Source organism: Hyphococcus luteus, assembly GCF_002943565.1.
Lineage (GTDB): Bacteria > Pseudomonadota > Alphaproteobacteria > Caulobacterales > Parvularculaceae > Hyphococcus > Hyphococcus luteus.
Genome location: NZ_PJCH01000015.1, coordinates 674,917 through 687,886, shown reverse-complemented (window position 1 = coordinate 687,886; position 12,970 = coordinate 674,917). Strand labels below are relative to the sequence as shown.

Here is a 12,970-nt window from a genome sequence, read left to right as displayed (position 1 = left end):
GGTCGTTATGTTTTACCGGGTGTTAACTAGGTTGATAAGTTTCTGATTAAGTTCCCGCCGTTAGGCTCTTTATCGTTGCGTAACATACAGAGTTGAGCCATGGCCAAAGACAAGTCCGGCCCCGAGGAAACGCCGAAACAGCCCGGCAGCGATGCTGCGGGCAATCGTCAAGGCGCCGATTTTCAAAGGACCCACGAAGACGACAGCCTCGAAAGCGACCGCGAGTCGCTGAAAAAGGCGCGCGAAATCGAGGATCAGGGGTTTGACTCCGACGCCGCCGCGGACGGCTATGGCAACCTCCATTTTGGCGATCAAAATCTCGAGGACGCTGAAACCGGCGGCGCGCCGGCGCAGGATGGCGAGAATATTTCTAGCGTCATCGCAGGCGCAGCGGCGCCCCAAAATAAGGGCGCTGAAACTGAAAATTCAAAAACCGGCGTTAACGAAGCGCAAACCAATTTTGATAACGAATTAAGCGCGGCGCCCGAAACGAACGCAAACAATCAATCTTCCTTATCGCCGCTCGCGAATGACGCCGCCGCTCAGAACGCGTCGGGCGGGGTGCCCGTCGCCGCGCCGGCCGCCAATACGCCGCGCGCGCCCGAAGGCGTTTCCGCCAGCCAAAGCCACGGGGGCGCGCAGGGCGGCAATCCTTTCGGCGACCAGGCGCCGGTCAACGACGCGCCCACAGACATCGTTCTCTCCGCCAGCGAGGTTGCGGAGAACGCGCCCGGCGCGGTTATCGCCAGCCTTGAGGCGCTCGATCCGGACCTCGAGGATGCGTCGACCTTCACCATCGTCTCGGACGAATCCGGCCTGTTCGAAATCGTCGGCGATGAGTTGAAGCTGAAAGACGGCGCGGTCCTCGATTATGAAGCGCAGGACAATTACGTCCTCACCCTGCGCGCGACGGACAGCGCCGGCAATGTCTTCGATAAAACCGTCACGCTCGATGTGACGGACGTCAATGAAGCGCCGGAAGACTTAAATCTTTCCGGAACGTCGCTAGCGGAAAATGCAGACGGCGCCATTGTGGCGACACTCTCGGCAAGCGACCCGGACGCCGGCGATACGGCGACATTCGCCATCGCTGATGATCCGTCCGGGCTTTTCGAGGTCGTCGGCGATCAGTTGAAACTGAAAGACAGCGCGGCGGCGGATTTCGAACAGCAGGACAGTTACGAGTTGACCCTGCGCGCGGCGGACCGCGACGGCGCCGCGATCGAGCGGACGGTGACCATCAACGTCGCCGACGTCAATGAAGCGCCGACGGACATTTCGCTTTCCGCGGCCGGCGTCGCCGAGAACGACGCGGGCGCGACGGTGGGAACGCTTTCCGTCGCCGATCCGGATATCGGCGACAGCGCGAGCTATGCGATTGCGGAAGACGCATCCGGTCTGTTCGAGGTCGTCGGAGACGAATTGCGTTTAAAGCCGGGCGTTTCTTTGGACCATGAAGCCCGGGATTCCTACGACCTGACCCTCCGAGTGACGGACGGGGCGGGGAACAGCTTCGACAAGCCGGTGACGGTCAGCGTCGCCGACATCAACGAAACGCCCACGGATATTGCTCTGTCCGCGAGCGGCGTCGCTGAAAATGATGCAGGCGCGACGGTCGCGACGCTTTCGGCCGTCGATCCGGATATCGGCGACAGTGCGAGCTATGCGATTGCGGAAGATGCGTCCGGCCTCTTTGAAATCGTCGGCGACGAACTGCGTCTGAAGCCAGGCCTAGCGCTCGATCACGAGGCGCGGGATTCCTACGACCTGACCCTCCGTGTGACGGACGGGGCCGGCAACAGCTTTGACAAGCCGGTTACGATCAGCGTCGCCGACGTCAACGAGACCCCGACAGATATCACGCTTTCTGCGACCGACGTTGCTGAAAACGACGCGGGCGCGACCGTAGGAACGCTCTCCGTTGCCGATCCCGATGTTGGCGACAGTGCGAGCTATGCGATTGCGGAAGACGCGTCCGGCCTGTTCGAGGTCGTCGGCGACGAATTGCGTTTGAAGCCGGGCGTCGCGCTCGACCATGAAACGCAGGAGTCTTACGACCTGACCCTACGGGTGACGGACGGGGCGGGGAACGGCTTCGACAAGCCGGTGACGATCAGCGTCGCCGACATCAATGAAACGCCCACGGATATCATGTTGTCCGCTGCGCCCGTCGCCGAAAACGACGCGGGCGCGGTCGTGGGGACGCTCTCGGCCATGGATCCCGATTTCGGCGACAGCGCCAGCTTCGCCATCGCCGACGATCCGTCCGGTCTTTTCGAAGTGGTCGGCGACGAAGTCCGCCTCAAAGCCGGCGCCGCGCTCGATTTCGAAAGCCAGGATTCCCATGACATCCTCGTCGAAGCGACGGACAGCGCCGGCAATGTCTTTGGAAAGACGGTCACCATCAATGTCGCGGACGTCAATGAAGCGCCCGGCGCGATTTCCCTTTCGTCGACCGATATCTCCGAGAACGCCGACGGCGCCGTTGTCGGCACGCTTTCCGCCGTCGATCCCGATGCGGGCGATGCGGTCAGCTACACGGTGTCGGACGACCGCTTCGAGGTCGTCGGCGACGAACTGAAACTGAAGCCCGGCGTTTCCTTCGATTATGAAACCGCCGCGCCCATCGACGTCACGGTCACCGCGAGTGATGCGGGCGGGCTGACCTCCGAACAGAATTTCACCCTGACGGTGACGGACGCGAATGAAGGCCCGTCCCTGGGCCTCGTCAGCAGTCCCGGCCTCAAAGCGTCTTATTACGATATCGGCCATTCCCTGAGCGATCTCGACGAAATCGATTTCAACGCGCCGCCCAACGCGGAAAGCGTGGTCGACAGCATCGATTACATGCAAGGCCAGCAAGCTTTCTGGGACGGGGCGCCGGGCAATTATTTCGCGGCGAAATATGAAGGCCAGCTCGTCGTTAATGAAGGCGGGACTTATACGTTCTCCATGGCGAGCGACGACGGCAGCATGCTGTTCATCGACGGCGAGCCGGTCATCGACAATGACGGGCTTCATGGAACCCGCACGGACACGATGACAGTCGACCTTGAGGCGGGCGCCCATGATATCGAAGTGCGCTATTTCGAAAACACCGGCAGCCAGACTCTGCGGCTGTCCTGGTCCGGTCCCGACACCGGCGGCGCCACGGAAGTCATCGGCGGCGAGGCGTTCGAACATGGCTACAGCGCCGGCTCGCTTTCCGTCGCTGAAGACACGGCGGGCGCCGTTGTCGCCGAATTGACGGTTGCCGACCCCGACGCCGGCGACTCTCATGCCTTCGCGGTCAGCGACGACCGCTTCGAGGTGGTGAACGAGGACGGGACCTATGTTCTAAAGCTCAAAGACGGCGAAAGCCTCGATTATGAATCCGAGCCGTCGGTAGATCTTTCCGTCACCGTCACCGATTCCGGCGGCGCCAGCGACGTCATGTCTTTCTCCGTGGGCGTTGAGAATGTGAACTCTGCGCCGGAGATCGCGCTTCAAGGCGGCGAGGGCCTCAAAGGGTCTTACTATAATATCGGCCATTCCCTGAGCGATCTCGATCAGGTGGATTTCAACGCCGCGCCGGACGCGGAAGGCGTTGTCGACAGCTTGAATTACACCCAGGGCCAGGAAGCTTTCTGGGACGGGGCGCCGGGAGATTATTTCGCGGCGAAATATGAAGGCCAGGTCATGGTCGGGGAGGGCGGCGCCTATACCTTCTCCATGGCGAGCGACGACGGCAGCATGCTGTTCATCGACGGCGAGCCGGTTCTCGACAATGACGGGCTACATTCGACGCGCACCCGCACGGTGACGGTCGATCTCGATGAAGGCGCGCACGACATCGAAGTGCGCTATTTCGAAAATGGCGGCGAAGCGACGCTGCAGCTTTCCTGGGCCGGCCCCGATACGGGCGGCGTCACGGAAGTCATCGGCGGCGACAGCTACCGCCTGCCGGGCGTCACCGACGAAGACCGGCTCGGCGTTACGGAGAACACCCCCGGCGATCACGCCGCGCTCCTGTCCATCGCGGACCCGGACGGCGACGCTGTTTCCATCGCGGTCAGCGACGACCGGTTCGAAGTGGTCGAAGACGACAGCGGTTATGTGCTGAAGCTCAAAGACGACGCTGACGTCAATTACGAAGAAGGCTCGGAAATTAATGTCACCGTCACCGCGACGGACGCCCATGGCGAAAGCGCCAGCGAAAGCTTCGACATTCCCGTCGCCGACCTGACGGAAACGCCGACGGATTTCGCCCTGTCGCCGGCCGCCTCACCGGGCGTGTTGTCGCTCAATAGGGACGGCGGCGGCGACGATGCGGCCATCGCGTCGGACATGGCGGGGTTCCCGACCGACGCGCTGACGGTCGAAGTCGCGTTTGCATCCGATCAGACCGATGTGGGCAATGGCGCGCCGCTCTTTTCTTATGCGGCGAGCGACGGTTCGGATAACGAAGCCTTGTTGTGGATGGAAGGCTCCAGCGGCAAGCTGCATGTTTTCCTCGCCAGCCAGAAGATCAACACCGGCGTCGACAACGCTTCGCTGCTCGACGGCGAGCAGCATCAGGTCTCCTTCACCTGGGACCAGGCCTCGAACGAGCTGAAAGTCTATGTGGACGGCGAAACGGCGTTTGAGACCTCGGTCAATATCCGCGACCTCAAATCCGGCGGCTCGCTGGTTTTCGGCCAGGAGCAGGATTCGGAAGGCGGCGGCTTTAACAGCGGCCAGGTCTTTGAAGGCGAGATCGCGGAAGTCCGGATCTTCGATTATGCGCGCAGCGGCGAGGAGATCGCCGCAAACAAAGGCGCGCCCATCGCCAGCCCGGACACCGAGCCGGGCCTCGTCAACAACTGGGTGATGAATGCCGAGACCGGCGGCGTCATTGAAGACCTTGTGGGCGCGGACGATCTCTCCTTGCAGAACGGCGCCTATGTGGAAGGCGGCGAGGCGTTCGACGTTCCGACGGTCGTCGAAAACCAGCCGGGCGCGGTTGCGGGCGTTCTTTCCGCAACGGATCCGGACAATGGCGGGCCGGTGACGGAGTTCGCCATCGTCGACGATCCCTCCGGCGCGTTCGAAATCGTCGGGAATGAAATCAGACTGAAAGACGGCGTTTCTCTCAACCACGAAACGCAGGACTCTCACGACATCACCGTGGAGGCGATCAGCGCCTCCGGGGATACGGTCCAGTCGACCTTTACCGTGGCTGTCGGCGATATCGACGAAGCGCCGGTTGATTTCTATCTGGCGCCTGCAAACCGGCCCAACGCGCTGGCGCTCAACACGGACGGCGGCGTCGACGACGGCGCGCTCGCCATGAATCTCGAAGGCTTCCCCACCGACGCGCTGACGGTCGAAGTGGCTTTCGCCTCCGATCAGACCGATGTGGGCGCCGGAACGCCGCTCTTTTCCTATGCGGCGAGCGACGGCTCCAACAATGAAGCGCTGCTCTTCCTCGATGGCGGCAGCGGCGATCTCAACATTTATATTGCCGGTCAAAGCATCAACACCGGCGTGACGAACGCCTCGCTGCTCGACGGCGACCGCCATCAGGTCTCGTTCACCTGGGACCAGGCGTCGAATGAGCTGAAACTCTTTGTGGACGGCGAAACGGCGTTCGAGACGTCGGTGAATATCCGCGATCTGAAATCCGGCGGCTCGCTCGCCTTCGGCCAGGAGCAGGATTCCGAAGGCGGAAGCTTCGATACGGGCCAGGTTTTCGAGGGCGAAATTTATGAAGCGCGCATTTTCGATTATGCGCGCAGCCCGGAAGAAATCGCCGACCATGCAGGCAGGCCGCTCGCCAATCCGGACACCGAGCCGGGTCTTGTCAACAACTGGGTGATGACGAGCGCGCCGGGCGGCGAGATCGAGGATCTTGCCGGCGCGGATAATCTGCAGCTTGTGAACGGCGCGGACGTGACCATGAGCGCGCTTTCCGATGCGCCCATGGTGGTCGAAAACGACGCGGGCGCTGTCATCGGGACGCTCGCCGCGGCCGATCCGGAAACCGGCGGCGCGGTGACGCAGTTCGTCATCGCCGACGACCCCTCGGGCGCCTTTGAAATCGTCGGCGACCAGCTCAAGCTGAAAGACGGCGCCGCGCTCGACTATGAGACCCAGTCTTCCCATCAGGTGACGGTCAACGCGGTCGGCGCCGGGGGCGAGACGACGCTCATGACCTTCACCATCGATGTGGCCGATGTCGAGGATTACAATGTCATCGAGGGCGCGGCCGGCGCGGATACGCTGCGCGGAACCGCCCAAAACGACATGATCGCCGGCGGCGCGGGCGACGATGTGATCCGCGGCCGTAACGGCGACGACATTCTCTCCGGCGATGAAGGCAATGACAATATTCGCGGCAATGCCGGCGACGACGTCATCGCTGGCGGCGACGGGAACGATGTCATTCGCGGCGATGCAGGCGCGGACGAACTCTCCGGCGGCGCCGGGGACGACCGCATTTACGCTGACGGCGCGGATACAAGCATCGACGGCGGCGAAGGCTATGACCGCGTCGTCGTGCAGGGCGATGAAGACTTCGCTATCAACATGGCGGCCTCGAATGTCGAGCAGGTCCATGGCGGGGCCGGGTCGGATGCGATTGACGCCAGCAGCGCGACCGAAAGCGTCCGTCAATATGGCCGGGACGGGGATGACGTGCTGACCGGCGGAGCGGGCGATGACGTCCAGCGCGGCGGGGCTGGCGACGACGTGATCGCAGGCGGGGCCGGCAATGACGTCCTTCGCGGCGACGCAGGCGCGGATGCCCTCTCCGGCGGGGCCGGAGACGACCGCATCTATGCCGACGGCGCGGATACAAGCATCGACGGCGGCGAGGGGTACGACCGCGTCATCGTTCAGGGCGATGAAGACTTCGCCATCGATATGGCTGCGTCCAATGTGGAGCAGGTGCACGGCGGCGCCGGATCGGATGCGATTGACGCCAGCGGCGCGACAGAAGGCGTCCGTCAATATGGCCGGGACGGGGACGATGCGCTGACCGGCGGGGCCGGCGACGACGTGCAGCGCGGCGGCGCCGGCGACGACGTGATCGCGGGGGGCGATGGCAACGACGTCATTCGCGGCGATGCAGGCGCGGACGAGCTTTCCGGCGGCGCGGGTGATGATCGGATTTACGCCGATGGCGCCGACACGGCGATTGACGGCGGCGAAGGCTATGACCGGGTCATCGTTCAGGGCGATGAAGACTTTTCCATCGATATGGCTGCGTCCAATGTGGAACAGGTTCATGGCGGCGCCGGATCGGATGCGATTGACGCCAGCGGCGCGACAGAAGGCGTCCGTCAATATGGCCGGGACGGGGACGATGCGCTGACCGGCGGGGCCGGCGACGATGTTCAGCGTGGCGGCGCGGGCGACGACGTGATCGCCGGCGGCGCTGGCGACGACGTCATCCGCGGCGATGCAGGCGCGGACGAGCTTTCCGGCGGCGCGGGCGACGACCGCATCTACGCCGACGGCGCCGACACGGCGATTGACGGCGGCGAAGGCTATGACCGCGTCATCGTTCAGGGCGATGAGGATTTTTCCATCGACATGGCTGCGTCCAATGTCGAACAGGTGCATGGCGGGGCGGGCTCCGACGCCATCGATGCAAGCGGCGCCACCGAAAGCGTCCGTCAATATGGCCGCGATGGCGACGATGTGCTGACCGGCGGGACAGGCGATGACGTCCAGCGTGGCGGCGAAGGGAATGATGTCGTCTCCGGCGGCGCTGGCGACGATGTCGTCCGCGGCGATGCGGGCGATGACGTTCTGACGGGCGGCGAAGGCGACGACCGGATCTATGGCGGGGACGGCGAAGACATGGCGGTGTTCTCCGGCAATCGCGCCGATTACACCATCGAACAACTCAATGACACGGCCTATCGGGTCATCGACAACCGCGACGGAACGCCGGACGGAACCGACCGGGTCTATGACGTCGAGCATTTCGAATTCGCCGATCAGACGATCGACGCGGGAAACATTCTGAACGAACCGCCCACGGACATCTCCCTGGAGCCGGCCTTGTCGACGCGCGCCGTCGGCGCGGAGGTTTCCAACGGCAATATCGCCACCGCGGATGGCGGCGGGTCCGGCGTCGCGGGCGTGAATTTCGGCGGCGCTGTCGCCGGGACCGGCATGGTGACGCTGGCTTTCGCCGCTGTCGATAATTCCTTCGAACTGCTCGTCAACGGCGAGTCGCTTACGGGGCGGACGGTGCAGCTGCAGTCGAATGTCTATGATTCCGGCAGCCAGGCCTTCCTCCAGTTCGAGGACGGCTCGGCGATGACCACCCCCTGGACGGCGAGCGCCGACGGATCGCCGCGCGTCATTGTGCAAGTTACGGAGAACGGCGTCGACGTCATGGCGACGCGCACGCCGGACTCGACCGAATATGAATCGATGACGCTGGTGAACGGCGCCTTCACGCCGCCGAGCTTCCTCGATGGCGACAACACCGTCACCGTCGTGAATCCGAACGATGACGGCCCGGACGGTCTCAGCGTCGAGGTCTTCGCGGAGTACGACGAAGCGGTTGAAGGGCCGCTCGAAGGCGTCGACGGCGCGGTGGTCGGCACGCTGTCGGCGGATGACGCCGACGCGTCTGGCGCGGCGAGTTTCGCCATTGCGGACGATCCCTCCGGCCTTTTCGAAGTCGCCGGCGATCAGCTCAAAGTCAAAGACGGCGTGTCTCTCGATTATGACAGCCAGTCTTCCCATGAAATCGTCATCGAGGCGACGGACGATCAGGGCGCGATCTATCAGGAAACCGTCACCGTCAATGTCCAGGAAGTGCAGTCTGCTTCCGAATTTCTGTTCGGCGGCGCAGGGGACGATGTTCTCGAAGGCGGCGCGGGCGACGACTTCCTTTATGGCGGCGGCGGAGATGACGTGCTGCAGGGCGGCGCCGGGGATGACTTCATGTCCGGCGGCGACGGTTCCGACGTCTTCGTTTACGAAATGGGTGACGGCAACGATCATATCGAGGGCGGCGCCGGGGCGGGCTGGACCGATACGATCCAGCTTCAGGATGGTGCGACGCCGGTCGGCGAGCTTGGAACCGACTGGACCGTGGAGCTGAGCCAGGGCTCGGTCGTTTCCTCCGACGAACACGGCCTCATCTTCAGCGAAGACGCAGACGGCGTCATCACGCTCGCCGACGGCTCGACCATCGATTTCGCCGATGTCGAACAGGTGACGTACTAAGAAGGCTGTTTACTCGGCGTCTTGCCGGGCGCGGGCGTCGTCGCCGAAAAAGGCTTCGAGAATGAAGCCGGTGGCGGCGATGAGTTCGTACTGGCTGACGCGCACTTCATATTCGGCCTGCGACGCGTTGATCTGCGCGATGGCGAGATCGCGCTGGCCGTCAAGCACGTCGATGACGCTGCGCTGGCCTGCTTCATACTCCATTTTCAGCCCACGGACGGATTGCTTCGCAGCTTCGATGCCGATTTTCGCCGCCGCGGCGCGCGAGAGGGCCTCAGTCCATTGCCGCCAGCTGCGCGTCACCGTCTCGTCGATCGCATAGATCGCGGTCATCATGCGCGCCTGTTCCTGGCTCACATTCGCGCCGGCGCTGCGTAGCCCCGCGATGTCTTCGGTCTGGCGGAAGATCGGCATGCGCAAGCGCGCGACGAGCTGATATTCCTCGTCCGGCGTTTGCGCGGCCATGATCTGGTTTTCGCCATAGCGTTTCAGATAGCTGCCTTCGAGGGTGAGCCGCGGCGCGAACGCGCCTTTGGCGGCGTTCTTGGCGTGTTCGGCGGCGTCGACGCCTTTTTCCGCGGCGGCGATCACCGGATTGTTGTTATGGGCTGCGGCGATGGCGTCTTCGACGGATGCGAAGGCGCCGGCGAGATCGCGCCCATCGGGCGTGAGATCGGCGGTCGGCGCGCGCCCGGTGATGCGTTCGAAGGCGGCTTCCTGTTCGGCGAGGCGGGTGCGCGCCCCGCCGAGATCGACCTGCGCCTGGGCGAGGCGCATGCGCGCTTGTTCGACGCCGGTGCGGCTCTGGGCGCCGGCCTCCTGGCGTTTTTGCGCGATGTTGAGCTGTTCTTTGACGAGCGCCATGTTGTCGATGCGGTGTTCGACGATGGCGCGCGCCAGGATGACGCCCGCATGGGCGCGGGCCGCCGCAAGCGCGGTCTCCTGCTGCGCGGCGAGGAGGGACAGGTCCGACTGGCTGACGCGCGCGCGCGCGGCGCGGAACCGGTTGATGGCGGCAAGGCCCTGAAACACCGGCTGCACGGCGGTGATCCCTAAGGTCGTGCCGTCGCGGTCGGTCAGGGTTTGCAGGCTGTCGCTGCGCAGGCTGTCGTCGGCGTAAGTGGCGCTCGCTTCGATATTCGGCAGGAAGCCGCCGAGCGCGCGAAAGCGTTCGGCCTTGGCGGCGTCTTTCTGGGCGGCGGCAGCGCTGATCTGCGGATCGTGGGAGAGGGCGGCGCGGATCGCGCCCTTGACGGTCTCGACCTCCACAGCGCCGCCGTCGGGGTTGGCGGGCGCTTCCTCGAAAGCGGCGTAGACGCTGCCTCTAACCGAGAGGTCGTCTTCGTCTTCGGCCCATGCGGCGGCCCCAAGGCCTGAAAAGGCGCAGCATAAAAGAGCCGAAAGAAGGGGCGGTCGCGCCATGATCTTAAGCACCTGTCCACGGGGATTACCGCAGATAGGGTTAACGAGACGTGAATCGTTAATATTTGCAAGGTTTTAGGGGGGGGCGTCGTGTCTCAGTTTGCCTTCATCCTGAGGGGCCCCGCTCCTTCGTCCTTCGAGATGCAAGCCTACGGCTTGCTCCTCAGGATGAAGGGGGGCTGTCTCGAAGGGCGAAGGCAAACTGAGACACGACAGAAGGCGCGTTTAGCCCCTTGTCCTCAAGCCATGGGGCGCACCGGGTCCGAGCCGTCCCATTTGATCGAGGCGGCGTAGAACCGGCTGAACGCGTCGTCGAGGCCGGGCCCCGATTCGATCAGCTCCAGAAAGCCCGGGAGTTCGCCCTTGGCGTCGAGATAGCCGACGCGCCCGCCGGTGGGGACCAGCGCCTGAAAGGCGAGCTCATAGCCCTCCGCCTCATAGCGTTTGAGGTCGGCGTCATAGTCGGGCGAGGCCTTGCCGAAATGGTGAAAGCCATGGCCGCGCGCGTCGATTGTTTCCTTATAGACGGAAGGATGATCGTCATTCGGCTGGATCAGTTCGATCTGCATATGGCCCGCAAAGCCCATGGCGATCGCCACATCGGCCTTCGACGGCCCGCCGCGATAGGTCGCCTCGTCGCCGGTGAAATGATCGAGCAGGAACCACGGGCCGGCCTTGAGGCGCTTCGTCCACAGCGCCATGGCCGCGTGAATATCCTCGACCACATAGGCCATCTGGATGATGCCGTCGTCGGGCTGGCCGAAATCGAACTGGGTCATGGGGCGTTTCTCCTCTGGGGGGCGGGCTTTCGGGGCAGGGCGCATTTTCGCGCTTCTCTCCGCCTTTTTACCCCTCGCGGCCATGGGAAAAAAGCTTGAGCGCGCAGCCGGACCCGTCCGTCCGCGCGCCTTGCAAAGCCAGTCATTTCCGGGCATTACCGGCGGCGGAGACGTGGCCGAGTGGTCGAAGGCGCTCCCCTGCTAAGGGAGTAAGCGGTTTGTCCCGCTTCGAGGGTTCGAATCCCTTCGTCTCCGCCAGATGGCCAGACTTCGGCATTCGGTAGCAAAAGCAGGGAGCGATTCCACCGGTCAAACCCCACATCGAACCGGAGGGCCGGTTAGATGAATTTGATAATTTCAGCCGTTTTTGGGGTGGCCGCCGCGCTCACTTATAATTTTGACGGTTCCCTCCTCTCCAAGGCCCAAGCTAATGAGCGGTTGGAAAATCGTTTTATCCAATCCGTTCTTTCCGAGAAACGCCTCAAGGCTGGTGATATTGCTTTCAAGATAGAGATCAACGGCCTGTCTAGGTATTTCTTCAAAAACAGTATCCCAGCTAACGGTGGCTTTCAGGCTGATAAAAAATGGGGTTTTGTTGTCAATTCGTCCTTTGGCCCCCGTGCCTGGATGGAGCCTCACAAAAGCGCTTTCGGTCGCAGACGGGGCTATATCCGGGCAAAAAGTCTCCATCTCAATTTCATAGATATTTTCCCAAGCCGACATTCCCGGCCTAACAAGACCGCCCCCGAAAGTTTTGATCAGTTTTTGAATTGCGGGTGGCGGTATGCCGGGTACAGAGATATTACCAACCACTGTAGCGCGCACGTTTTTGGCTGGGCTATTCCCAAAATTTTTTATTCGTATGGCGCATTGGAAGCCAATAAATTTATTGCTTGAGCCCTCGACTATACAGCTAAGAAGCCCCTCATTTCCTCCAAGATAAGCTTGGGTTTGGGCCATGCCAATTTCGCGAGTGACGCGAGTTGTACTGATGGCCGCTGCTGTGCCGGTTTGCGTCGATTTCAACGTATTCCAAGCCAATTTTTCGGTTCGGAAAGTGGCGATAAGAGTCCAAATCAGCGTGACAAACGCCAAGCCTGTGAACCACGCAATGTACGCATTCCAGCGCGTGGAACGGCGTTGCTCGATCAGCGCAAGACCGTCTATGGAGCCGGGTTTGCCATCGCGTCGTTTGCCGGTCTGATCGGCATTTACCTCTTCCTCACCAGCCGGAGCGCGAAACGTAACTTGGCAATCTCTGTGGCATGTTACGCTATTGGAATCGGAGGCGTCTTTTTCAGCCTGACCTTTTTCGTTCTCGCCAACTCCTGAGGCGAGGGCTGATTGTCTTGGAGGTTGAGTAATGACGCCAATCGTAAGCGCTATCAAAACAATGGCGCTTACTCCGATAGGGACAAGGTTTTCACGCCTAAAGAATCTAAGCATTGGAGAAAAAACCCCGCCGTAAAGAAGCCCCTCCCGACCTTGTTTGACAGGTTCCGGGGGCTCTCTTCTATCCCAATGCTTTTCAGCTTCTCTGCTAAGTTCTCATAACGCAA

General features: G+C 62.4%; 5 protein-coding genes and 1 tRNA gene. 2 read left to right on the top strand and 4 right to left on the bottom strand.

Annotated features, from left to right (window positions below; all coding sequences use genetic code 11):
- Nucleotides 1-99: 99 nt before the first annotated feature.
- Complete coding sequence (locus tag CW354_RS19210; protein WP_104831673.1) at nucleotides 100-9,210, top strand: cadherin domain-containing protein; 9,111 nt, start codon at nucleotides 100-102, stop codon at nucleotides 9,208-9,210.
- Nucleotides 9,211-9,219: 9 nt separating this feature from the next.
- Here the strand turns inward: CW354_RS19210 and CW354_RS19205 are convergent, their stop codons facing one another.
- Nucleotides 9,220-10,632 (bottom strand): TolC family protein, encoded by a 1,413-nt coding sequence (locus CW354_RS19205; protein ID WP_104831672.1) that lies wholly within the window; start codon nucleotides 10,630-10,632, stop codon nucleotides 9,220-9,222.
- 239 nt (nucleotides 10,633-10,871) lie between these two features.
- Nucleotides 10,872-11,411: a VOC family protein gene (locus CW354_RS19200; protein ID WP_104831671.1), complete on the bottom strand. Its 540-nt coding sequence runs from the start codon at nucleotides 11,409-11,411 to the stop codon at nucleotides 10,872-10,874.
- Between the two features lie 166 nt (nucleotides 11,412-11,577).
- Between CW354_RS19200 and CW354_RS19190 the strand changes: the two genes are divergently transcribed.
- Nucleotides 11,578-11,669: transfer RNA gene (locus tag CW354_RS19190), tRNA-Ser, on the top strand.
- A 99-nt stretch (nucleotides 11,670-11,768) separates the two neighbouring features.
- Here CW354_RS19190 and CW354_RS23205 read toward each other — a convergent pair.
- Nucleotides 11,769-12,857: a hypothetical protein gene (locus CW354_RS23205; RefSeq protein ID WP_133162383.1), complete on the bottom strand. Its 1,089-nt coding sequence runs from the start codon at nucleotides 12,855-12,857 to the stop codon at nucleotides 11,769-11,771.
- On the bottom strand, nucleotides 12,812-12,970 hold the full coding sequence (locus CW354_RS24160; protein WP_423793545.1) for a DUF6471 domain-containing protein: 159 nt from the start codon (nucleotides 12,968-12,970) through the stop codon (nucleotides 12,812-12,814). The genes CW354_RS23205 and CW354_RS24160 overlap by 46 nt, the downstream gene beginning before the upstream one ends.